The organism is Pseudomonas sp. CFBP 5748 (genome assembly GCF_053850495.1).
The window spans coordinates 42,729-66,636 of sequence record NZ_JBSPTN010000018.1 but is presented as its reverse complement, the minus strand read 5'-3'; the positions used below and the strand labels follow the sequence as shown (position 1 = coordinate 66,636).

Annotated in this window: 19 protein-coding genes; 12 read left to right on the top strand and 7 right to left on the bottom strand. The window is 61.3% G+C overall.

The genetic code is table 11. The features are described from left to right. The first annotated feature begins 53 nt into the window (after nucleotides 1-53). From xthA to ACWNZ1_RS27330, 3 genes are all read left to right on the top strand, one after another. A complete protein-coding gene (gene xthA / locus ACWNZ1_RS27340; RefSeq protein WP_135846228.1) occupies nucleotides 54-866 on the top strand; it encodes an exodeoxyribonuclease III in 813 nt (270 codons plus the stop codon). A gap of 233 nt (nucleotides 867-1,099) precedes the next feature. Beyond that, nucleotides 1,100-2,434: a substrate-binding domain-containing protein gene (locus ACWNZ1_RS27335; RefSeq protein ID WP_135846229.1), complete on the top strand. Its 1,335-nt coding sequence runs from the start codon at nucleotides 1,100-1,102 to the stop codon at nucleotides 2,432-2,434. Nucleotides 2,435-2,836: 402 nt separating this feature from the next. Continuing rightward, a complete protein-coding gene (locus ACWNZ1_RS27330) occupies nucleotides 2,837-3,190 on the top strand; it encodes a DUF6124 family protein (protein WP_135846230.1) in 354 nt (117 codons plus the stop codon). Nucleotides 3,191-3,350: 160 nt separating this feature from the next. Here ACWNZ1_RS27330 and ACWNZ1_RS27325 read toward each other — a convergent pair whose 3' ends face one another. Together ACWNZ1_RS27325 and ACWNZ1_RS27320 are read right to left on the bottom strand one after the other, a co-directional pair. After that, nucleotides 3,351-4,589, bottom strand: coding sequence for a M20/M25/M40 family metallo-hydrolase (locus ACWNZ1_RS27325; protein ID WP_135846231.1), 1,239 nt, complete (start codon nucleotides 4,587-4,589; stop codon nucleotides 3,351-3,353). 91 nt (nucleotides 4,590-4,680) lie between these two features. Next, nucleotides 4,681-5,766: a diguanylate cyclase gene (locus ACWNZ1_RS27320; protein ID WP_265072218.1), complete on the bottom strand. Its 1,086-nt coding sequence runs from the start codon at nucleotides 5,764-5,766 to the stop codon at nucleotides 4,681-4,683. Between the two features lie 182 nt (nucleotides 5,767-5,948). Between ACWNZ1_RS27320 and ACWNZ1_RS27315 the strand changes: the two genes are divergently transcribed. The 4 genes from ACWNZ1_RS27315 (at nucleotide 5,949) to ACWNZ1_RS27300 (ending at nucleotide 10,692) form a co-directional block, all read left to right on the top strand. After that, nucleotides 5,949-7,400 carry a flavin-containing monooxygenase gene (locus ACWNZ1_RS27315; RefSeq protein ID WP_280944212.1) on the top strand — a complete coding sequence of 484 codons (1,452 nt, stop codon included), beginning with the start codon at nucleotides 5,949-5,951 and terminating at the stop codon, nucleotides 7,398-7,400. Nucleotides 7,401-7,417: 17 nt separating this feature from the next. Further along, entirely contained in the window at nucleotides 7,418-8,347 is a 930-nt protein-coding gene (locus ACWNZ1_RS27310) for an alpha/beta fold hydrolase (RefSeq protein WP_456027990.1), read from the top strand. Between the two features lie 147 nt (nucleotides 8,348-8,494). Then, nucleotides 8,495-9,895: a 2-oxoadipate dioxygenase/decarboxylase HglS gene (gene hglS, locus ACWNZ1_RS27305; RefSeq protein WP_456027989.1), complete on the top strand. Its 1,401-nt coding sequence runs from the start codon at nucleotides 8,495-8,497 to the stop codon at nucleotides 9,893-9,895. Between the two features lie 278 nt (nucleotides 9,896-10,173). Further along, nucleotides 10,174-10,692: an Hcp family type VI secretion system effector gene (locus ACWNZ1_RS27300; protein ID WP_135846236.1), complete on the top strand. Its 519-nt coding sequence runs from the start codon at nucleotides 10,174-10,176 to the stop codon at nucleotides 10,690-10,692. 532 nt (nucleotides 10,693-11,224) lie between these two features. Here ACWNZ1_RS27300 and ACWNZ1_RS27295 read toward each other — a convergent pair. From ACWNZ1_RS27295 to ACWNZ1_RS27280, 4 genes are all read right to left on the bottom strand, one after another. After that, complete coding sequence (locus ACWNZ1_RS27295) at nucleotides 11,225-11,398, bottom strand: hypothetical protein (protein WP_178084269.1); 174 nt, start codon at nucleotides 11,396-11,398, stop codon at nucleotides 11,225-11,227. Nucleotides 11,399-11,553: 155 nt separating this feature from the next. Then, on the bottom strand, nucleotides 11,554-12,621 hold the full coding sequence (locus ACWNZ1_RS27290; RefSeq protein WP_256453445.1) for a lipocalin-like domain-containing protein: 1,068 nt from the start codon (nucleotides 12,619-12,621) through the stop codon (nucleotides 11,554-11,556). Continuing rightward, complete coding sequence (locus ACWNZ1_RS27285; protein ID WP_456027988.1) at nucleotides 12,611-15,082, bottom strand: ABC transporter permease; 2,472 nt, start codon at nucleotides 15,080-15,082, stop codon at nucleotides 12,611-12,613. The genes ACWNZ1_RS27290 and ACWNZ1_RS27285 overlap by 11 nt, the downstream gene beginning before the upstream one ends. Next, the gene (locus ACWNZ1_RS27280) at nucleotides 15,079-15,747 is read right to left on the bottom strand and encodes an ABC transporter ATP-binding protein (protein ID WP_265072220.1); all 669 of its coding nucleotides are present in this window, start codon (nucleotides 15,745-15,747) and stop codon (nucleotides 15,079-15,081) included. Before ACWNZ1_RS27280 ends, ACWNZ1_RS27285 begins: the two co-directional genes overlap by 4 nt. 247 nt (nucleotides 15,748-15,994) lie before the next feature. Between ACWNZ1_RS27280 and ACWNZ1_RS27275 the strand changes: the two genes are divergently transcribed. After that, entirely contained in the window at nucleotides 15,995-17,914 is a 1,920-nt protein-coding gene (locus ACWNZ1_RS27275) for an acyltransferase family protein (protein ID WP_456027987.1), read from the top strand. Nucleotides 17,915-18,031: 117 nt separating this feature from the next. Here the strand turns inward: ACWNZ1_RS27275 and ACWNZ1_RS27270 are convergent, their stop codons facing one another. Next, nucleotides 18,032-19,729: a sulfatase-like hydrolase/transferase gene (locus ACWNZ1_RS27270; protein ID WP_456027986.1), complete on the bottom strand. Its 1,698-nt coding sequence runs from the start codon at nucleotides 19,727-19,729 to the stop codon at nucleotides 18,032-18,034. A gap of 379 nt (nucleotides 19,730-20,108) precedes the next feature. On the opposite strand from ACWNZ1_RS27270, the gene ACWNZ1_RS27265 reads away from it, so the two are divergent. The 4 genes from ACWNZ1_RS27265 to ACWNZ1_RS27250 are packed head-to-tail and all read left to right on the top strand — an operon-like array spanning nucleotide 20,109 to nucleotide 23,907. Beyond that, nucleotides 20,109-21,464 (top strand): UDP-glucose dehydrogenase family protein, encoded by a 1,356-nt coding sequence (locus ACWNZ1_RS27265; protein ID WP_135846242.1) that lies wholly within the window; start codon nucleotides 20,109-20,111, stop codon nucleotides 21,462-21,464. Continuing rightward, nucleotides 21,461-22,519, top strand: coding sequence for an NAD-dependent epimerase (locus tag ACWNZ1_RS27260; RefSeq protein ID WP_135846243.1), 1,059 nt, complete (start codon nucleotides 21,461-21,463; stop codon nucleotides 22,517-22,519). The genes ACWNZ1_RS27265 and ACWNZ1_RS27260 overlap by 4 nt, the downstream gene beginning before the upstream one ends. Next, nucleotides 22,516-23,262, top strand: a complete 747-nt coding sequence (locus ACWNZ1_RS27255; RefSeq protein WP_135846244.1) for a sugar transferase — start codon at nucleotides 22,516-22,518, stop codon at nucleotides 23,260-23,262. Before ACWNZ1_RS27260 ends, ACWNZ1_RS27255 begins: the two co-directional genes overlap by 4 nt. Beyond that, nucleotides 23,263-23,907 carry a CpsD/CapB family tyrosine-protein kinase gene (locus ACWNZ1_RS27250; RefSeq protein ID WP_135846245.1) on the top strand — a complete coding sequence of 215 codons (645 nt, stop codon included), beginning with the start codon at nucleotides 23,263-23,265 and terminating at the stop codon, nucleotides 23,905-23,907. Nucleotide 23,908: the final 1 nt, after the last annotated feature.

Genomic DNA, 23,908 nt, shown 5'->3' with positions numbered 1-23,908 from the left:
GGCCCCCTTCCGACATGTCAGCTAGCATCGCAGTTTTGCCAGGACAGCCGACCATGAAGATCGTCTCCTTCAACATCAATGGGCTGCGCGCCCGTCCCCATCAGCTGGCGGCGCTGATCGAGAAGCACCAGCCGGACGTGATCGGCCTGCAGGAAACCAAGGTCCACGACGAACAGTTCCCCCTGGCCGAGGTTCAGGCCCTGGGTTACCACGTGCATTACCACGGGCAAAAGGGCCACTACGGTGTCGCCCTGCTCTCCCGTCAGGCACCGTTGAGCCTGTACAAAGGCTTCGAGGGCGACGACGAAGACGCCCAGCGGCGCTTCATCTGGGGCACCTTCGCCGATGCCAACGGCGTGCCGGTGACGATCATGAACGGTTATTTCCCACAAGGTGAAAGCCGCGACCACCCGACCAAATTCCCGGCCAAGGAACGTTTCTACAGCGACTTGCAGCAACTGCTGGAAAGCCGCTTCAGCAACGACCAGCCAGTGGTGGTGATGGGGGATGTGAACATTTCCCCGCAAGACTGCGACATCGGCATCGGCCCGGACAACATGAAGCGCTGGCTGAAAACCGGTAAATGCAGCTTCCTGCCGGAAGAGCGCGAGTGGATGGCCCGCCTGAAAAACTGGGGCCTGGTGGACAGCTTTCGCCACCTGAACCCGGACGTCACCGACCGCTTCAGCTGGTTCGACTACCGCAGTCGCGGTTTCGAGGACGAGCCCAAGCGCGGCCTGCGCATCGACCTGATCCTCACCTCCCATGGCCTGCTGCCACGGGTCAAGGATGCCGGTGTGGACTATGAGCTGCGGGGCATGGAAAAACCTTCGGACCATGCGCCGATCTGGTTGGAATTGAGCTGAACCCGAGGCATCCCCCTGTGGGAGCGAGCCTGTGGGAGCAAAGCTTGCTCGCGATGAACGATGACACGGTCCCGCCGTTAAATCGGGTCGCCTGTATCGCGAGCAAGCTTTGCTCCCACAACACACCGCTCCCGCACCACTGTGCTACGCCTGACAAGTCGCAACCCTGTCACCTTTCAGTAACCTGATTGACTTAATCTTCCGGCACTTCCCAAGGTTCAGAAGGTGCCGGCATGCGGCTGCGCGTTGTTTTTTTCATCGGCCTCTGGCTGCCGCTCGCAGTCTGGGCCAGCGGCTTGCCGGTTCCCGAACACGGTCCAGCCCTGCGCCTTCAGGGCTCCAATACCATCGGCGCGGCACTGGGACCGGCCTTGGTCAAGGGCTTGATGGTCGAGCAAGGGTTGCTCAAGGTCAGCGCCGAAATCACCGGTCGGGACAACGAACAGCGGATTATCGGCCAGACCGCTGACGGCCGACGGGTGGAAATCGACATTGCCGCCCACGGTTCCAGCACCGGGTTCGCCGCCCTCAAGCAAGACAGCGCCGACCTGGCCGCCTCTTCCCGGCCGATCAAGGACAGCGAGCTGAAGGAATTATCTTCCCTCGGTGATCTGAAAAGTCCCACCGCCGAGCAGGTCATCGCCATCGATGGCCTGGCGATTATTCTTCATCCACAGAACCCGTTGCGTCAGCTCGATACCGTACAACTGGCGCGAATATTCAGCGGCGAGGCGAAAACCTGGGAAGCGGTCGGCAGCGTCGGCGGCCCCATTCATCTCTACGCCCGGGACGAACAGTCCGGCACCTACGATACCTTCAAGGAACTGGTCCTTAGCCGACAGGGCAAACGGCTGGATCCTTCAGCGCGGCGCTTCGAATCCAGCGAACAGTTGTCCGACGCCGTCAGTCAGGACCCGCAAGGCATTGGCTTCATCGGTTTGCCTTACGTGCGCCAGGCCAAGGCCTTGGCGATTGTCGACGGCGCTTCCCAGCCCATGTTGCCGTTGAACAATCTGATCGCCACCGAGGATTATCCCTTGTCCCGCAGGCTGTTCTTTTACCTGCCCCCTCAACAAACCAACCCGTGGGCCGAGGCGCTGGTTGAATTCACCCAAAGCGACCAGGGACAGGCCATCGTCGCGGCCAATGGGTTCATCGCCCAAACCGTCCAGGCCATGGCCGTCACGCCGAATGCGCTGATGCCGGAGGGGTATCAGGCCCTGAGCCGCCATGCCCAACGCCTGAGCGTGAATTTTCGCTTCGAAGAAGGCAGCGCCAACCTCGACAATAAGGCCCATCAAGACCTGGGCCGGGTACTCGACTATATAAAGCAACATGGCAAGCTCGACCGGCGCGTGACCCTGGTGGGGTTTGGCGACGCCAAGGACGACCCGGCGCGCGCGGATCTGTTGTCCAAATTGCGGGCCATGGCGGTGCGCCGTGAGCTGGTCAAATACGGCGTGGCGCTGCGGGAGGTACGGGGGTTTGGGGCATTGATGCCGGTGGCGGCCAACAGTGAGGATGAAGGCAGGGTCAGGAATCGGCGGGTGGAGGTTTGGGTTTACTAACAGTCGAAAGCCTGCGCGGCCTTTGTGGCGAGGGGATAAATCCCCTCGCCACAAAGGCTTGATGTTTATCCTGTTAATTTCGGTGTAGGACCAAGCTGCCTCGCCTTGCGCCGTTGCCTACAACTACGCCAGAATCCGCCGGCTTGTGCGCCTTGGGGTCGGGCTTTATCGTTTTCCGGTCGCTGACGAATCAGCGATCGGGTTTGGTAGCCCGGGTTGTCGGTGCATAGCGTCACCTCTGCAAGTGCAGTCATGCACTGCGCTTTTTGGTGGCCATGCGCAGGGTCTCTTCGGAGGCGCCGGCTCCGATGCCCGGTCTACCAACCTTCGTATGGCCACCACCCAATTCGTTTGGTAGCGAGCAGGTGATGGCTCCTTTTCAAGTGCATCGGAGCTTCAACTATGTTCAAAGCAACTCCCAACCCGCCGGACACCGATCCGACTTCCTCACGCCAAAAAAGCCATTCCAAAAAACTCGACGAAGCCGCCGACCGCGCCCTCGACTTCTACCTCAAGCCCAAACCCACGCAAGCCGAAGCCGACCCCAGCCAACTGTTCACGGTGGTCAACGGCATCGACACCGAATCCCTGCTCGCCAACCTCAGCGAAACCCTGGCCTCGGCCAATGCCATGGTCAACGACCTGGCCTTCGACCTGGAAGGTTCCAGGCGGCACGTGGCCCTGGGCATCCAGCAGTTGATCGAACTGGGCGGATTATTGGCGAACCGGGCGCTGGATAACGTCGAGCCGCGCTAGCCGACTCACAAAATGAAACTGGCCTCTGGAGAACACCAGAGGCCTGTGGGAGCAAAGCTTGCTCGCGATGCAGACGCCTCGGTTCCTCAAGAGACCGCATCGCCTTCATCGCGGGCAAGCCTTGCTCCCACAACGGGTTTGGTTTGTGCCAGGCTCACTATTACCGCCCCGCCAACTCCATGATCATCCGCGACAACAGATAAATCCTCGGCACCACGCTCTCAACTTCCGCGTATTCCTCAGGCGTATGAATGTTGCCACCGACAATACCAAAGCCATCCAGCGTCGGTGTGCCGACGCCGGCTGAGAGGCTGGCATCCGCCGCGCCGCCGCTGCCCTCTTCAGTGAGTTTGCGCCCCAGTTCGCCATAGATGCCTTGGGCCATGGCCATCAAACGATCCGATTCCGCCGTTTGCGGCATCGGCGGCAGGCCGCGCTTGAGGCTGGTGGTGACTTCAGTGTCGGCGATCAGTTTGTCTTGCGACACGCGGGCCAGGTCTTTTTCGATGCGGTCGAACTCTTCCGGTACCGCCGCCCGCACGTCGGCCTTGGCGCTGGCTTGGTCGGGGATCACGTTGGTCCGGTCACCGGCCTTGAGCACGGTGAAGTTGATGGTGGTTTTCTTTTCCGCATCGCCCAGCTTGCCCAGTTGCAGGATCTGGTGCGCCGCTTCCATCGCCGCGTTGCGCCCCAGTTCCGGCGCGACCCCGGCGTGGGACGCCTTGCCCTTGACCTCCACCAGCGCCGTGGCACTGCCCTTGCGCCAGACCACCAGGCCGTCCGCCGGGCGACCCGGTTCAAGGTTGAGGGTCACATCATGGGCCTTGGCGGTTTTCTTGATCAGGTCGGTGGCGACATCCGAGCCGGTTTCTTCGCTGGCGTCGAGCAGGAAAGTAATCTGCGCGTAATTCTTGAAGTCCAGGTTCTTGAGCACCTTCAACGCATAGATCCCAGCGACGATGCCACCCTTATCGTCCATCACTCCCGGGCCATAAGCCCGGCCGTCCTTGATATGGAAGGGGCGCTCGGCGGCCGAGCCTTCCTTGAACACCGTGTCCATGTGTGCCATCAGCAGGATCTTCGCCTTACCGGTGCCTTTGAGGGTCGCCAGGATGTGCTGGGTGCCGTCCGAGTTGGGCACCTTTTCAATGGTGGCGCCCAACTTCTGTAATTCTTCGATGGCAATGTCACCGACCTGGGTCAACCCCGGCACATACCCGGAGCCGGAGTCGATGTTCACCAGCCGTTCCAGCAGTTTCAGGGCCTCGCCTTTGTACTGTTCGGCGTCGCTCAGAACTTGTGGGTGGGGCTGCGCGAAAGCAACCGGGGCGAAGGCGCCGAGGGCCAGGCTCAGGCCGAGACTGACGGCCAGACGGGAGCGAAGAGCAGTAATCGTCATGATTCATCCTTGTTCCGTATCGGGAGAGTGCTCAGGCAACCCTACCCGACTATGGTCCAAGGCTCTAGGCCGCAGACGCCCGCCTAACCTCTCAAAGGGAAATGACCGATTCCTCCAACACCTGCCGATTCCGGTAACAAGTAACCCGATTGCGCCCGCCGGTCTTGGCCTCGTAAAGTGCCTGATCGGCGTCATTGAGCCAATGGGTGGCATCGCCATAGTCCGGGTTGAAGGCCGCCAAGCCAATGCTCAGGCTCACCTTCAGCGCCGGGTTCTGTTCGTAGCTGAGCGTCGCAAAGCGCTCGCGCAAACCGTCCATGGCCTGTACGGCGTTGTAAAGCGTCAGGTCCGGCAGAATCACACAGAACTCATCACCGCCATAACGCCCGGCCACATCGGCGGTGCGCAGGTTCTGCTTGAGCATCTTGCCGAGCTGGCGCAGCACGATGTCGCCAGCCACATGGCCATAGGTGTCATTGATGGCTTTGAAATGATCGATGTCGATCAGCGCAATTGCGCCACGCGCTGCCCCGTCTTTTGGGTGGCGCAGGCAACGCTGGAACTCCTCGTTGAGGCGGTCCTTCCAGGCACCGTGGTTGAGCAACCCGGTCAGGCTGTCGGTGCGACTCAGGGCCAGCAAATCGCGCTTTTGCCGGCCCAGGGCGTAGGCCTGGCGATAGCAGAACCAACCCAGCGCCATCGGGTACAGGCACAGCAGCGGCAAACAGGCGTAGAGCTGCGCCGGGCTGGTCATGGGCACGCTGGTCAGCGGGAAGATCATTTCGCCGACGACAATGCCCACCGCTTGAGCCACCGCCCCAATGAGCAGGAAACGCAGGCCGCCAATGGCGACGTTGTTCATCGCCATCATCGCCAACGTGACTGCCGCAGGCAGCGGATTGAACTGCATCGCCGCGACCCAGAAGCCGCCGAGCAACGCATCGATCAGTAAATTGAGGTGTTCTGCGTGGTACGGCGCCCTGCAATGCCGGGCCCACCAATAGGACAAGTGTGGCCAGAGCAACCCGTTGAACAACATGAATCCCCAGACCCACGGCGCCGGCTCGAGGGGATGGAGGGCAGCACTCACCAACACCAACCCCAGCGTCAGGCCCAGGATGCGAGATATATAAAGCCTCCTGGCGAGCGTGCGTCCCTTTCGTCCCGTTTTTTGCATAGAGACCTCTGCATCGCGGGTTTCCCAAGTCTTTCTGGGAGGGGATGCCTGGAGTCTATCAGGGCAGCATCAAATAGCCACTACTGATGAAGGGGTATTTATTCTCTGCCAAATGCAGGGCTCGGCGCTGATTTTGGCTATACATGACTAGGGCGATCCGCAAACGATCAGAAAGGAGGTCCATGGGCAGTTATCAGGTATTGATCATCGGCAGCGGGTTCGGGGGCCAGTGCGCAGCGGTCAATCTGCTCAAGGAAGGCATCGAGGATTTCCTGCTGCTTGAGCGCCGGGATTTTTTCGGCGGCACCTGGTGCCAGAACACCTACCCCGGCGCAGCGGTGGACGTGCCGTCACCCTTGTATTCGCTGTCCTTTGCCAGCTACGACTGGAGCCGGATGTTTGCCGAACAAGAGGAACTGCATCGCTACACCCAACACGTGATCGAGCGCTTCAAGTTGCGGGACAAGGTGCAACTGGGGTCGAATGTCGAGCGAGTGGAATGGGATGACCAGACCAGGCAATGGCTTGTCCATACCGCCAAGGGCCTCTACCGGGCGCAGTTCCTGATCAATGCCACGGGGCCCCTCAGTCAGCCGGTGATCCCACCGTTCGAAGGTCGGGAACGCTTCAAGGGCAAGACGTTTCACACCAATCATTGGGACCACGCCTACGACTACCGTCATAAACGTGTCGCTATTGTCGGCAGTGGGGCCAGTGCCGCCCAGGTGATCCCGGCCATTGCCGCGGAAGTCGAGCACCTGCATGTGTTCCAGCGCACGCCTCACTGGGTGCTGCGCCGCCGCGACCACACCTTCAATCGCTTCGAGCGCTGGTTGCTGCGCCAGGCACCACTGCACACCCTGTTGCGCTGGTCGATCTACTGGCAATTCGAAGCCCGGGTGATTGCCTTCAAGTACTCACGGTCGGCGGTTCGCATGGTCCAGCGCCAAGCCTTGAGGCTGCTGGAGTGCCAAGTACCGGACCCAACCCTGCGGCGCCGCTTGACCCCGGATTACCTGATCGGCTGCAAGCGCGTCATCCTGTCCAATACGCTGTACCCGGCCCTGTGCCGGGCCAATGTCAGCGTGCATGGCCAGGAGCAAGGCATCGCCGCCCTCGATGAAACCGGCATCATCACCCGGGACGGCCAGCACATCGAGCTGGACCTGATCGTCTGGTCCACAGGCTTTGATGCCACCGATGGGGTGATTTCCTATCCCGTGACCGGCAAGAATGGTACCCGGCTTCGTGACGCCTGGGCCCAGTACCCCCGCGCCTACCTGGGCACCAGCCTGCCGGACTTCCCCAACCTGTTTATCGTGACCGGGCCCAACACCGGCATCGGCCACACCTCGGCACTGTTCATCATAGAGTCGCAGATGAATTACATCCTGGACTGTATCCGCACCCTGAACCGGCGAAACCTGCGTAGCATTGAAGTACAGTCGGCGGCCGAACAACGCTACACCGAGATGATCCATCGGGAAATGCAGCGCACCGTATGGAAATCCGGCGGATGCCATAGCTGGTATCAGAGTAAAAGCGGCCATGTCATCGCGATGTTCCCCGGCTTCAGCTTCACTTATCACCGCCTGACCCGTCGGTTCAGGCTGGACGATCACATTCTGTCGTGACCCATGGAGGGCAAAATATGCTGGTGTTGTGGATAATTCTTGCCGTGTTTATCGCCTGGAGCTGGTTGACGTATCCAGCCATTGGCCAGGTGTTGTACGACATGAGCATGGCCCTGGAAGCACGCCTCTATCGGTTGCGCAAAATCAACGTACCGATCAGCGAAATGACCGTATCGACCTGGCAAGGCGGGCCTTATGAAGCTGCCGGCAGCATCCTGATGCTCCATGGCTACAGCGGCGACAAAGACCTCTGGCTGCGCGTAGCCCGGCATTTTGTCGGTGCCTATCGGGTGGTGATTCCCGACCTGGCCGGTCATGGCGAAACCGGCTTCAAGGCCGGCGGCGGCTATGACATCCCGACCCAGGCCCGGCGGGTGATCGAGTTGCTCGACGCCTGCGGCCTGGACAAAGTCCATGTGATCGGCAACTCCATGGGCGGGCATCTCGCGGCATGGCTGGCGGCCACTTCGCCTGAACGGGTGCTGACCCTGGCGCTGCTCGATCCGGCTGGCGTCACTTCGCCCCAACCCAGCGACATGGATCGCCAACTGGCCGCCGGCCGCAACCCATCCCTGGTGCACTCGCGGGAGGAGTTCGCGCCGTTCTACGCAATGACCATGGCCTCGCCGCCCTGGGTTCCGGTCATGGTGATGGCGGCGGTGGCCGAGCGCTACGTGCAACATCGCGAAGAACTGGCGGAGATCTACGCCGACTTTCGCGCCAGCCCCTCGATGGAGCCACGCCTGGCCGACATCCGCGCGCCCTCGCTGTTGCTCTGGGGTCGCCAGGACCGGGTGATCGACGTCAGCAGCGTGCCCGTGTGGAGCAAGGGCCTCGCGGATTTGCGGGTGGAAATCTGGGACGGGGTCGGTCATCTGCCCATGATTGAAAAACCCGGGAAAACGGCAGCGCTGTATCAGGAGTTTCTCAAGGGACTGGGGCAGTGAGCGGATGCCTCGCCACATGGCATTGGATCAGGTGGGAGGGTCAGTCCCTGACAGAATGAAGTCCTGAAGATTCTTCGTTTGTCGACGCTGGCGAAGGCTGCGATCTTTCGTTCAACTTTCCCACAGCCCAAACCAGGAACTCTCACCATGAGCTTCGTCAGTCCCGACCTGATCCGCCAACGCTTTTCCAAAGCGATGTCCGACATGTACCGCGACGAGGTGCCGCTCTACGGCGCGTTGATGAATCTGGTGGAGCAAACCAATGCCCAGGTGCTGGGCAAAGACCCACAACTGGCCGAACACCTGCGCAGCACTGGTGAGCTCCAGCGCCTGGACCTGGAACGCCACGGCGCGATCCGCGTCGGCACTGCCGCGGAACTGGCCACCCTCGGACGATTGTTCGCGGTCATGGGCATGCAGCCGGTGGGTTACTACGACCTCACGCCGGCCGGGGTGCCGGTGCATTCCACGGCATTTCGCGCCGTGCATGAAAGTGCCTTGCAGGTCAGCCCGTTCCGAGTGTTCACCTCGCTGCTGCGCCTGGAACTGATCGAAAACACCGAACTTCGGGCCTTTGCCGAATCGGTGCTGGATAAGCGCCAGATCTTCACCCCCACCGCCCTTCAGCTCATCGATCTCGCCGAACGCCAGGGCGGCTTGACGGAGCCCCAGTCCGAGGATTTCGTCCTCCAGGCCCTGGAGACGTTTCGCTGGCACCACAGCGCCACTGTCACGGCCGAGCAGTACCGGCAGTTGAGCGCCCAACATCGTCTGATCGCCGACGTGGTGGCCTTCAAGGGGCCGCACATCAATCACCTGACGCCACGCACCCTGGACATCGACATCGTCCAGGCGCAGATGCCCGTGCACGGCATCACGCCCAAAGCAGTGATCGAAGGCCCACCCCGCCGTCATTGCCCGATCCTGCTGCGCCAGACCAGTTTCAAGGCGCTCGACGAGCCCGTCAGCTTCACCGACCAGGCGCAATCCCAAGGCAGCCACAGCGCCCGCTTTGGCGAAATCGAGCAACGGGGCGCAGCGCTCACGCCCAAGGGTCGCGCGCTCTATGACCAATTGCTGAACGCGGCGCGGGATGCACTGGGGGCATTCCCCAATGAAGCCAACGCCGAGCGCTACAACGCGCTGATGAGCGAACACTTTGCCCAATTCCCTGACACCCACGATGAACTGCGTCGACAGGCACTGGCATACTTCCGTTATTTCGTGACGCAAAAAGGCCTTGCCGCCAAGGGCACCCTTGAGCAAACGGCCTCGTTGGAACGCTTGCTGGAGCAGCAATACCTGCGTGCCGAACCGTTGGTGTACGAAGACTTCCTGCCGGTCAGCGCCGCCGGCATCTTCCAGTCGAACCTCGGCGATGCCGCCCAGAGTCACTACGCCGGGCAGTCCAATCGCCAGGCGTTTGAAGAGGCGCTGGGGCGAGCGACCATCGATGAGTTGGGGCTGTATGCGCAGATCCAACAGCGCTCCATTGAGGAATGCAGGGCTGCCTTGGGCGTGCAGGAACAAGCCGAAGGGCGACTGTGAAAGAGATTGCACTACGAACCTGCTCGTGAAGCTCGATAATCAACTCGTTTTACCTGAGGGGCTGCAGCGTCAGCCCCAAAGCGCAGGAAGGTGCGCGGCACTGGACGGCGCCTTACGCGCATTTCCCTCGGTTCGAGGTAATGGCTCATGAAGACAAAACATAACTCATTGATCTAATTTGCTTTTCCTAAAATGGCATGGCTCTTGATAACCGTCAGGGCACCTCGGGACAACAACCGTCCCAGGCCCCTAAGTTATCCAGGAAGGAGAGCGTCCCATTGGCTACCCCCGCGTATATGATCATCAAAGGCATCAAACAAGGTCTGATCACTGCTGGCGCGTTTACGGCCGACTCGGTTGGCAATATTTATCAGGAAGGTCGTGAAGACAAAATCATGGTGCAAGGTTTCCAGCATCAGGTGACCGTCCCGCGCGATCCTCAATCCGGCCAGCCAACCGGCCAACGCGTGCATCACCCCCTCATCATCACCAAAGTGTTCGACAAGGCCACGCCTCTGCTGCAGGGCGCCCTCACCAGCGGTGAACGCCTGGAGGAAATTGTGATTCATTGGCTCCGGACTTCGGCGGCTGGCACTCAGGAACACTACTTCACCACCACGCTGTTCGACGCGATCATTGTTGAAATCAAGGACTACATGTTCAACTGCCAGGACCCGGTAAACGCACATTTCACCCATCTGGAAGACGTGCACTTCTCATATCGCAAGATCACCTGGAATCACGAAGTCTGCGGCACGATGGGCTCCGATGACTGGCGTGTACCGGTCGCCGGTTAAGTCCGCGCAGCCGTCAATGCACCGGCCAGGTCTGCTGGCCGATGTGCATTGAAGTGAACGGTAACGATTGACTCCGAGAGGGTGTTCGCCCAGTGCGACGGCCTCGGCATTCCATGCACTGGTAAAGAGCCTGACACTGGGCGAACGGGCACAATAATAGTGGAACTTTCAAAATATTTCCGCGTCGCGCTTTAAATAATTTTTCATCTTCAATTGTAACTATCGACGACTGATCAACACTCACTCGTTCGTGCAGTTACATTTGATGGGGTGTGAAGGGTATCCCGTGGCGAGGGAGCTTGCTCCCGCTGGGGTGCGAAGCAGCCCAAAAACAGAGCGACCGCTACGCGACCAAGCGGGAGCAGGCTCCCTCGCCACGGTTTTGGGCACATTCCGATGTATATAAAACTGTACAAACAGCTATACAACATTAATAGACAAGTACAAAAGTTATCAGCCGAGGCATGCAACATGCCTCACAGCAACTTAACAGCCATTGAAATTTTTTTAATGCCGGACGGTGCATCTGGCCTCAACCACGCCGCCCGGTTTTTTGCGCGTCGGTGTCTCCCGCTTCAGGGTCCCCTTGCTGCTGTTTGCGCTTGGCCGGATCGTTTGGGCGCAGGGCGTCGTTGTCCCGCTCCACTTCACCGGGCATCCCTGGCTCGTCCGGGTTCTGCGGCGTTTGATCAGGGCTGTGCTTCATGGCGAACTCCTTGGAATTCCAAGCCTGGAATCAGGCATCGGGCGGCTGCAGCCGGTAAGTCAGCGACGAAAGTTTGAGGTCATCGCTCATGACGGACTCCAGCGAGGCATTCATAAAGTATGAGGGTCGAGGTTCGCGGGGAGTTCCGGCGATTATCAGTAGCCGGTCATTTCCAGGTAGCCATTACCGCCGTGGCTGCCACTCAGTTGCACCGGCCCCTCCCAATAGGGAATGCGCAGGTTCATCCAGGCGTTGGGGTTCAAGGCCTGGGTGGTGACGTCGAGCTGCTTGCCGGGAATCTTCAGCGACCAGCGCACCGGCATCGAATGCCCGGCGACCTTGGCGGTGTCCAGCGGCACGAGGCTGATTTCCCCGGCGTGCAGGGTCTGCGCCCGGCCCTGGGGATCGATCCAGGTGCCCGTCAGGTACGGCGCTCCGTCCTTGTGGCGCATACGATAGAGCATCACGTGTTCACCGCTGTTCAGGTGCAGGGAAAACCAGTCCCATCCAGTCTGGTTGGCCGTCAGGGGCTGGCTGCTCCACTCGCGGTCAAGCCAGGCCGGACCGTTGACCTGATAGCGCTGGCCGTCAATTTCCAATTCGCCACTGGCCTGGAAAAACGGCTGGCTGTAGTAGTACGACGCCTGACCCTGTTCGGATTTCTGGCTGAAACCCTGATCCCCCTGCAACACCAGCGGGCGGGCCGAAGTGAGCCGCAACGCATAACTGAAGCGCGGGTCTCGGGCCGTCAGTTGCATATCCGCCAGAGGGTCGGCGCCTGACGCTTGAGTGCCAAAGCGCCAGTCGTCGATCCAGGCCTCGAAGGGTGTCGTCTGCACCCCGGCCTGCCCCACACCACCCCGAGCGTAGCGCTCGGCGGCATGATGGACGGCGGCAGAAGTGACCGCCGCGTGACCGAGCCAGATCGTCTGGTTGCGCCAGCCGTTGGCCTGGGGCGCGGCGTTCAAGGCGCTGCGAAACAGCGTCCATTGCACACCGAAATCGCGGCCCTGGGCATCCTTGAGATTGGCGGTGACGTACCACCACTCGATGCGAAAACCCTCATGAATGCCGTGGTCAGCCGGGAAACTGAACACCCGCCCCGGCACCACTGGCGTGAACGCGGCAGCCTGATCGCCCAGGCCGGCAAAGCCCTTCTCCGGTAACGGTTCACCGCAGCCGCTGAGCAACACCAGCAACATCAGGCCGACTTTAATCTTCATGGGCAAAGGTTCTCAGCAAATCCGCCGGCTGCGTGCGGTACAACGCATACAGCGGCCAGGCCGATGCCAGTAGCGTGGCGAGCATCGCCAAGGCCAGCAACTGCGCCAGTTGCAACGGGAATACCTGCAACGGCAGGCGCCAGCCGAAGGCCTGCACATTGATCACCGCATCCAGGCACCAGGCCAGGGCGATGCCCAGGGGCAAGGCCAGCATCAGGGTCAATAGCGCCAGCAGCCAGGTCTGGCCGAGGTTGAGCAACATCAACTGCCGTCGCGTCACCCCCAACGCCCACAGTGGCGCCAACTGGCCGAGGCGACTCTGGCTCTGGGTCAAGAGACTGATGAACAACGCCACTCCGGCCACCGCCAGGGTCAGACTGTTGAGGGCAGCGGTGGCGGCAAAGGTGCGCTCGAACACTTGGGTCGACCAGCCCTTGAGCCGGGCCTGATCGACGATACGGCTGTCATCCAGGCTGAACCGACCTTGCAACGCCGTCAGCAGCGCCGGGATCGCGGACGGTTCGATGCGCAGGTTGAAACGGTTTGGCGTCAGTTGCGGCCAGTGCGCCAATAAGTGATCAACGTTGACCAGCACATGGCCCTTGGGATTGCCGTAGTCGGCATAAACCCCAACGACGCGTAGCGCCCACGGCCCCTGCGGCGTCGGGAGGGTCAACTGATCGCCAATGCTCACCTTGAGGCGTCGGGCCAGTTGTTCACTGAGCATCAGCGTGTCGGCAGCGGCGAGTTGCTCCCAAGGCTTGTCGCTGGCCGACTCCAGCAGCGGCCAATGCTGGCGATAGTGGGGATGATCGATGATGCCGTGGATATCCGTCGGCCAGCCCTGCAACGGGACCGATACCTGCCAGATGGGAACGACCGCCGTAACCGCCGGTTGCTGCTTGAGCCAGGCGTGCAGCTCGCCCGCCTGGGCGGGGGTTTGCGGATTGATGTACAGCTCGGCGCTCAGTCGTTGTTCGAGCCAGTTGCTGAAGGTCTGGCGAAAGCCTGCGGTCATGCTGCCGGCACCGATGTTCGCCGCCAGCGCCAGCAGCAACGCCATCAGCGCCAGGCTCAGCGTCGGCAGTTGCTGGCGGCAATCGGCGAGAAACCACTGCCCAAGTACCGAACGGCTGCGGCGCAACAGCAGGTTCAGCGCGCGATTGAGCAACACCGGCAAGGCCAGCGCCGCGCCCAGCAACAAGGTGGTCATCAGGACAAAACCGCTGGCCAGGCTGTCACCCCAGATCAATGCCGACACGGCGATCAACGCCGCGAATGTCGCCACCCAACCCTGACGCCGCAGCCATCGCGCATGGGCCTGATGCCAGGCCTGGGGATTGGCCAGCGCCAGCAACGGCAGGCGCGCGGCGCGCAGCAAACTGTCGGCGCCGGCCAGCAGCGCACCAAGCAGGCTCAGGCCGACGCCGCTGAGCCACCACCACGGGCTGAGATTCAGATGCCCGGCCACTTCAGCGCCGTACAAACCCCGCAGGCTCGCCGCGACATCGGGCAACAACAGGCTCGCCAGCCAATAGCCGCTGAGCACCCCGGCGATCCCTCCGAGCAAGGCCAGCGCGCCCAGCTCAAGGGCCAGGCTGGTGATCAGCACCCGCGCACTGACGCCACAGGCCCGCAGGGTTCGCAGCAGGCTGCGGCGTTGTTCCAGGGCCAGGCCGATGGCGGCGTGGACAATGAACAGTCCCACCACGAAGGATAGAAATCCCAGGGCGTCGAGGTTCAGGTGAAAGCTTTCGGTCAGGCGCGACAGGTTGTTTTCTTCATCGGCGTGCTTGAGTTGCAGCCGACCGTTGAACGCCTCCGGTAACGCCGCACTGAACGTGGTGGGCAGCAACAGCCGTGACAGCTGCTCCGGCAACCCGAGGACCTGCTGGGCAAAACCGATGTCCATCAACAGCATGCCCGGCGCCATGTCCACCTGGACATGCAGTGGCGGCAGCAATTGCCCATCCACCGTCCGAGGCCGGTCGCCCTCCCCCAGCCCCAAGGCTTGCAAGGTCTGCGCAGCGACCCAGGTGTGGCCAGGGTCCGTGAAAAACGCCACCCGTTCGGTTATCTCCCGCGCCTGCCCCGCCAGCGCCGCCCCGGGAGGCAGCGATACCGGGTCAATGCCCATCAGTTGCAGGCGCTGGTCTTCGTGGCCCTTGAGCATGACTCGCGCCTGCAACACCGGTGACACCGGCCAACCCTGGCGCCGCAGATCGACAAACCATTGCTGAGGGAAGGTGCCGCCGCCGGGCGCACTGAGGCTGGCCTGGGGTTCGCCGCCGATGAGCTGACTGGCCCGTGCGTAGCTGTCCCGGGCCTGACTGTTCAGCGCCTGCACACCGGTGAGCAAACTGGTGGCGAGCCAGAGCCCGGTCAACACGCTGAAAAACTGCACCGGATGCTGGCGCCAATGGCTGAGCAGCGCCTTGAGGGTCTGGCGAAAAATCATCACCCCTGGGCCACCTGGGCCAGACGGCCGCGCTGCAAGACCACGCGCCGGGCCAGACGGGCCGCCACCCGGGGGCTGTGAGTGACCATCAGCAAGCTGGTGGGGCTGCCATCCAACAGTTCCAGCAACAGTTGCAACACCTCGTCGCTGGTGGCTTCGTCGAGGCTGCCGGTGGGTTCGTCGGCGAGCAACAGGGGCGGTCGCGAGGCCAGCGCCCGGCCCAGCGCCACCCGTTGCTGCTGCCCACCGGAAAGCTGTTCCGGGTAACGCCGCAGCAAATCCTTGAGCCGGAGCCGCTGCACCAGATGAGCCTGCCAGACAGGGTCATGGCGGCCACACAGGCGCGCCTGGAAAGCCAGATTATCCTCCACCGGCAAGCTGCTGATGAGGTTGAACTGCTGGAACACCAGGCCGATTTCGCTGCGTCGCCAGTTCGCCAGCTGGCTTTCGCTCATTGCGTCGAGCCGATACTCGCCACTGCGAATGCTGCCGCGATCGACCTTGTCCAGCCCGGCGACCAAGTGCAGCAAAGTGCTCTTGCCGCTGCCGGACTCCCCCATCAGCGCCAGGCTACTGCCGGGGGCCAGCGTGAGATCGATGCCTTGCAACACCGGCAACGGGCCCTGGGGGGTGACGTAGCTTTTAAACACTTCGCGCACTTCAAGCATGAAAAGGCTCGATGGATAAACGTGAGGCTCAGGATAGCGGAGTTAAGTGCCGGCCCACCAAGGGATGAACCTGGGCAACCGCCCCCTACCGTTTGTCACTTGCCCAACCTTATTGGATCCACTTACTTGTGTCGGGTAAATTTTCGGCTATCAATCAATAACTAATACCCGCCGTTTAATGCTGTCGGCGTAATCGTCACAAATATGACGACCCTGGATTGCCTCCTTCTCAAGGACGATCGCCGACATGCCTCACACCCAGTATCGCCTCGATATCGACGGGCTTCGCGCTGTTGCGGTAATCGCCGTGCTCATCCATCACCTCAATCCCGGCCTGCTCCCAGGCGGGTTCGTCGGGGTCGATATTTTCTTCGTCATCTCGGGCTTTCTCATCACCTCCCAGGTGTTTTCCGAGATCAGGCAGAACACCTTTTCACTGAAGCGTTTTTACCAACGGCGAATCAACCGCATCGTGCCCGCATTGGCGACGGTATCGCTGGCGAGCGTGATCGCTGGGGCCTTCATTCTTTCCCCGGCCGACCTGACCCGACTCAACGTCAGCGCGCTGCTCTCTCTGCTGGGCGTCTCGAACATCTACATTTGGGTGAAGTACGGAAACTATTTCGCGGCGGACGCCAGCGAAGCCCCGTTGCTGCATACCTGGTCACTGGGTATCGAAGAACAGTTCTATGTGATCTGGCCGCTGCTCATTCTGGCGCTGTATCGGCTGGCGCCACGTTATGTATTGGCCGTGCTGGGGGTTGGCATTGTTGCGGCGATAGGGCTTTCCGAGTACGCCACGAACGTCTTTGCCACCGCCTCCTACTATCTGCTGCCCACGCGCTTTTTCGAATTGATGCTGGGCGGCGCGCTGGGTATTTATCTCTATCGACCATGTTCGCTTGGTCAGCGAGCGGCCCAGGGGTCTGCTCTGGTCGGGGCCGGGCTGATCGGTTTTTCGTTGTTCGCCCTGAGCCCGGACGCGCCTTTCCCAGGCCTCAATGCGCTGATGCCTTGCCTGGGCGCGGCACTGCTGATTCTGGCCGGCAGCGGTAGCGTTCGTTCCCGCCTGCTGACCAACCGGCCCATGGTGTTCATCGGCCTGATTTCCTATTCGCTTTATCTCTGGCATTGGCCGTTGATTGCCTACCTGAATTACCTGGGCATCGCCATGACGCTTACCGTAGGGACAGCGCTGTTGGTGGTGTCGATTTCGCTGTCCTGGTGGTCCTGGCGTTATGTCGAGATCCCCTTCCGACGCTCCGGCGTGCAGTTGCCGTTTTCCCGCGTGCTCACTCAGCGATTCATGACTCCCACCCTGGGGCTCGCCGTGTTGGCGGCGTTGAGCCTGCAATTGAATGGCTTCCCGCAGCGCTTTGCGCCTGAAGTGTCGACGCTGGAAGCCATGACCCTGGTGGAACCGAACAAGCTTCGCAGCGACTGCCACATGCCCAATGCGCGCTACGGCAGCGACCCCAATCCCAAGTGCCGGCTCGGGGCGCGCAAGGAGCAACTTGACGGGATCATGGTCGGCGACTCGTTCGCCAATCACTTCACCGGCATGGTCGACATCCTGGCCGCCCCCGACGGCATCAGGCTGATGGACTACACCCTGGATGCCTGCCCACCGATCTTCGGCTACACCGCCGAGGTATCGACGGCGTATGGTGCCCGTTGCGCGGGACGCAACAAACGGGTGTTCGAGCTGATCAATCAACACCACTATCCTTACGTCGTATTGGCCGGGGCTTGGCCCAAGGACACGGCGGCCGGGGCGATTGTCGAAGCAAGTATCAAGGCCGTGGCGGACAACACTGGCCAGGTCATTGTGATTCTCAGCAACCAGAACATCGATAAGGCCGCGACCTGCCCGGTACGTCGCCTGATGTTCGGTAGCGATCGCCCATGCTCGGCACCGCTGGATATCACGGCGCCTTACTGGGAAGGCATACGCGCCCGGCTGACCCAGGTGCGCTTTATCGACCCCAATCAAGTGATCTGCCCGGCGGGGCTGTGCAGCCCGATCATTGACGGGCAGTTGCTGTACCGCGATGACGCACACTTGAATGATGTGGGCTCACGCTTCATTGGCCGCACGCTACGCGACCGAGGCTTTTCACTGCTGCACGACCCCGCCCACCCCGGGCCAATCGCCACGACGAGATAGCAGCCACGGGGAGTTGTGGCGCATGCATTATCTGTGTACGACCCGGAAAAAACTGAGGGAGGAGATTTGTGAAAGCCCGAGAATCCGTGTGGGAGGCCGAGTCCGGTCCCACAGGGATCACTGCCCCGCCGCCATCTGTGCCTGTGTCGGCCCCGGTGTGACGATGTGGTTCAGGTCGATGTGTTTCCATTCGGGCATCGCCCCCAGCCGTGCATTGAAGCGGTAGTTGAAGGTGAAGGCGTCTTCGGTCGGCTGGCTCAGGGACTTGCCATAATTGGCTTCAATCCCGGTCGGTTCGTAGCCCATCAACTGCAACAGTGTCGGGAAGATGTTGTAGTGGCTGGAGCGGTCCTTGTTCTGCGCCCAGGCACGCCGCCAATCCAGCGTGTGCGACTGCGCGCCCTCTATCACCACCAGCGGCACGAGCCCTTCCTCCGCCACCGGATCGCCGCCGCAATGGGTGTTGAGCCCCGGATTGCCGCGCTCATGCAGGTCCTGGCCGTGATCGGAGGTGTAGATCAACACCGCACGACTCAAATCGGCCTGTTGGAAGACTCGCTTGAAAAACTCGCCGACGTTCCACAGCAACGTGTTCTGGTAGGCGTTGCGGTACAACATCCAGTCATCCTTCTGGCCATTGAAGCCGTCGCGCTCGCCGGTGTCGGCCACTTCCTGGAACTGCCCTCGCGGCAAGGCCGGGCGGTAGCTCATGAAGTCGTCGGGGTATTTGTCATGTACGGGAAAATGCGCGCCCACCTTATTCATCACCACCAGTTCGGCACGGTCGTCGCCCAGCAGCTCGATCAACTTCGCCGCCGCCGCCATGTCACGGTCGCGCACGCTGACCTGGTCGAATTGGACGAATTCGTCGATGTCCTGTTTCTCAAGATCAGTCATCAGGTTCTGCAGGTTGCCACCGGTGCGTTGAGCGTCGATGTAGACGGTACGCAACCCGGCCTTTTTGGCGTACTGCCAGATCGACGGCAGGGTACTGTTGATGCGGATGTAATCGTCGCGAGTACCGCCGTAACGCAGGGTGACATTCGTGTCGGCGCTGCAATTGGCGATGGAGGCCGCGTAACCGAAATTGAAAATTTCCACGCCCATGGGTGGCGTCTTCAGGCCGGTGTACACGCCGAACGGGGTGTTGATGTCGAGGTAGTTGCCGGAAATGCTTTCATCGATGATCAGTACAATGTCGTGCTCGATGGCAGCAGTTAGCCGCGCGATGCGCACCGGTTCACGAGGGCCAACCGTGTTGTGCAGAGCCTCGTAGGTGAACAGGTTCAGATAGGCCAGCGGCGTGTACATCACCGGCAACCCGCGTGCGCCCTCACCCGCCCGCACGAACAACACGCCGCTGAGCAACAGTACGCCCACCAACGGCGCGGCGATGGGCAAATAAACCGGCACTGGCAGCCGACGGCGAGGCTTGAGACCGATGCCCAACAGTAACAACAGGCCACCGAGCCCGGCACTGATGATCACCTCGCGGTACTGATAGACCGCCTCCTGGATAAAGCCGCCGGAATACACCAGCGACACAAACTGACTGTAGGTCAGGTAGCTGTCGGTGACCCGGGCGTACACCTCGAAAAACACCGCCGAAGCAAACATCACCAGCGCGAACAGGTGCCGCACCAGGGTTTGGCGGATGTACGCGCTCATCCACAAAGCCACCACCAATACCACGAACATCGCGCCGTACAACAGCGTGGCGAAACCCAAACCCAGCGCCCCTACACGGTCAAGGTAGTCGGCGTACCCCCGCACCAGGTACAGCACCAGCAACAGTTCCTTGAGGTATCGGGCCATGTCGATCTCGACGCTATCGCGACGTTAGGGAGGGGTTCGCTTTCTGCACACTAGCAGCAGGTTTTCAAAGCGCAAGAAAGGCGACACCCGAAGAACGCGTCAAAAAAAAGTTACCCCAAAAATGACACCTTTACCTAACAAAAAACTGAAAAAACTATGGATTACGACCGTTCATCGCATTCTAAAACGTCCATATAGCCCTTTAAAACCGGCACTTTTCTAAGTCAGTCAAGGACTTGATATCAAAAGGCCCGGTTCTTTCTAGTTTTGCCAACACTGACAACTGTCATTTTGCTGACACGATTTTATGAAGCTGCGCTATACCCCTCTAAACAGTTTCATCCGAGTTACATCATTCGGTTTGCGAGGCACGCCAAAAATGGACGTGAGCGTATTTGGTACAGGGTATGTGGGGCTGATCCAGGCCGCTGCGTTAGCCGACGTCGGACACCGGGTCTTGTGCATCGACATCGACCCAAACAAGATCCGGCAGCTACAACAAGCGGTACCGACCATTAGCGAGCCGGGGCTGTCCGGGTTGCTCGAAGACACCATCAAGGCCGGGCGTTTGTCGTTCAGTTCCCAAGCCAGCGATGCGGTCAACCATGGCGAACTGATTTTCATCGCCGTCGGCACGCCCGCCGATGAAGACGGCTCCGCCGACCTCAGCCATGTACTGGGCGTCACCCGGCAAATCGCCGATTTCATGGACAGCGATCGCACCCTGATCATCAAGTCCACGGTACCGGTAGGCACGGCCGACAAAGTGGCCGAGTGCGCGCGCCAGGTCCTGGATCGTCGGGGCCTGAAAAAGCTTGCCGTGCGCGTGGTCTCCAATCCCGAATTTCTCAAGGAAGGCAGCGCCCTGGCCGACTGCATGCGCCCGGACCGGATCATCGTCGGCACCGCCGACCCGCTGGCCCGCGACCAGATGACAGAGCTCTACGCGCCCTTTTGCCGCAACCACGAAAAACTGATGTTCATGGACAACCGCAGCGCCGAACTGACCAAGTACGCCGCCAATGCCATGCTCGCCACCCGCATCAGTTTCATGAACGAACTGGCCAACCTCACCGAACGCTTGGGCGCCGACATCGAAGCGGTGCGCAAAGGCATCGGCTCGGACCCGCGCATCGGTTATCACTTCATCTACCCTGGCTGCGGCTTCGGTGGCTCGTGCTTTCCCAAGGACCTGCGCGCCCTGCTGCACACCGCCGAACAGAGCGGCATGCCGCTGCGCCTGCTGCGCAGTGTCACCGACGTCAATGACAGCCAGCGCCACATCCTTTTCGAGAAACTGGCCAAGCAATTCCCCGACGGCCTGGCCGGCAAGTCGATTGCCATCTGGGGCTTGGCGTTCAAACCCAATACCGATGACATGCGCGAAGCGCCCAGCCGTTACCTGATGGAAGCGCTGTGGCGCGAAGGCGCCCGGGTCCAGGCCTACGACCCGGAAGCCATGTCCGAATGCCGCCGTCTCTACGGCTATCGCAAAGACCTGAACCTGTGCGCGACCCGCGATGACACCCTGGAGGATGCCGACGCATTGGTGATCTGCACCGAGTGGAAAAATTTCCGCGTGGTGGACTTCGACCTGCTGGCCAGCAAGCTGCGCGCCCGGATCATCATCGATGGACGCAACCTGTACAACCCCGAACACCTGGCCGCCGCCGGGCTGCTGTATCGCGGCATCGGGCTGCGGCACACCCTGCCAGCGCAAGGGCCGCAAGCGTGAATATCCTGGTGACCGGCGCGGCCGGCTTCATCGGCGCCCATTGTGTGCTGCGCCTGCTGCGCGACGGCCATAGCGTGTGCGGCCTGGATAATTTCAACGGCTACTACGACCCGCAGCTCAAGCACGACCGTGTGGCCTGGGTGAAGGACCAGGTGGGTGAATTCCCCCTCGCGCGGGTGGACCTGACCGACGCGCCGGCGATCGATGCCCTGTTCCAGTTGCACCGCCCCGACGTGGTGATTCACCTCGCCGCCCAGGCCGGTGTTCGCTACTCCCTGGAAAATCCGCGGGCCTATGTCGACAGCAACCTCACAGGGTTCCTGAACATCCTGGAAAGCTGCCGCCGGCATCCGGTCAAGCACCTGATCTATGCCTCCTCAAGCTCCGTGTACGGCGCCAACCAGCGCACGCCTTATTCGGTCCAGGACAACGTGGATCATCCGCTGTCGCTGTACGCGGCAAGCAAAAAAGCCAACGAATTGATGGCCCACAGTTACAGCCATCTGTTCGGCATCCCGTGCACCGGCCTGCGTTTTTTTACCGTGTATGGCCCTTGGGGCCGGCCGGACATGTCGCCGATCCAGTTCGCCCGCGCCATCGCCGAGGGTCGTGTGTTGCAGCTGTTCAACCACGGCGAGCACCAGCGCGACTTCACCTACATCGACGACATCATCGAGAGCATCGCCCGCCTGATCGAACGCCCGCCCCAGGCAACGCCGCACTGGGACCGCGAACAACCGGACCCGGCCACCAGCCCGGCACCTTGGCGGATCTACAACATCGGCGGGCAGCACCCGGTGGCACTGCGCACCTATGTGGCGCTGTTGGAAAAGCACCTGGGCCAAACCGCCCGCATCGAACTGCTGCCCCTGCAACCGGGGGATGTGCTCAACACCTGCGCCGATGCCAGCGACCTGGCCCGGGCCACCGGTTTCCAGCCGCGCGTTGAACTGGACGATGGCCTGGGACGCTTCATCGACTGGTTTCTCGATTACTACGCACTGCCTATCGCCCACACGCCGCTTGCGGCTGAACTTAAGCGGAGGAGCTTATGACCCGACATGAACAAGGCATCCCTGTCAGCACTCGTGGGGGCGACAAGCGCGTCGACCCCGAGCACCGCAGGCGCCTGGACGCCGCCATCCACCGCCAAGGCCGTGGCTGGTTGACCGGTCGCGACGGCGGTCGACCCTGGACAGTCTCGCGCACCAATCGAGTAGTGGCCTGCCTCGGCGCACTGGCGATTCTGCTGCTGCTCTGCCCGCTGCTGCTGGGCCTGGCACTGCTGATCAAGTTCTCCAGCCCGGGGCCCGTGCTGTTCGTGCAGAAACGCACCGGCTATCGCGGCCGCGTCTTCGGCATGTACAAGTTCCGCACCATGGTCGCCGATGCCGAAGCCCTCAAGGAGTCGCTGCGCCACCTCAACAAACACGGCGTCGACGCGATCGACTTCAAGATCGACAACGATCCACGCATCACCCCCATCGGCCGGTTCCTGCGACGAAGCAGCCTCGACGAACTGCCGAACCTGATCAATGTGGTGACCGGCGACATGCGCCTGGTGGGCCCGCGGCCGACCTCGTTCAACGCCTATCGCTACAAGGACAACCATCTTGTGCGCCTGAGCATTTACCCCGGCCTGACCGGCCTGTGGCAGATCTCCGGGCGCAGCAATATCGACTTCGACCAGCGCGTGGAATTGGACCTCAGCTACATCGCTGAACAAAGCCTGTTGTTGGATTTGAAGATCCTGATGATTACCCCCTTCAAAGTTTTCAGCGGCCACGGAGCGAGTTAAATGGACGGTTCGACGAATATCCTGACCATAGCAAGCCCGAGCGAGACCAACCTGACCTCGACCGTGCTCGACCCATCCCTGCGGATCCTGCTTCTGACGGCCGCCAACACCGGTACCGGAACCAGCACCAGCGCCATGGCACTGGCCGCTCAACTGGCGCAGATGAGCAGTGGCCGCGTGTTGCTGGTGGACGCCAGCCAGTCGCCGCACAACCTCAGCCAGCAACTGTCGTTGCACAAAGAGCGCGGCTTCAGCGACCTGCTGTTCAACAGCCTCACCCCCCCCTTGTTGCAGGACTGCGTGGTGCAGACGTCCAGCCTGCCCTTCGACGTGCTGCCCCACGGCCGCCTGGGCCGCAATGCCGAACGCCTGAACCCCGAGCAACTGCGCCCGTTGTTCAAGCAACTGGCGGCGCAGTACCGCTTTGTGGTGATCGACGCCGACGCGGTGTATTCGGCCAGCGACACCCTGGTCATGAGTACCCAGGTGGACGGCGTAGTGCTGGTGGTTCGCAGTGAGGACACCCGTTGGGAAGTGGCCCAGGCCGCCCGCCAACGCTTGTCCCAGGCCGGTGCGAAAGTGGTGGGCAGCGTGTTCAACCGCCGCAAGTACTACATGCCCAAGTGGCTCTACAACAACCTGTAAG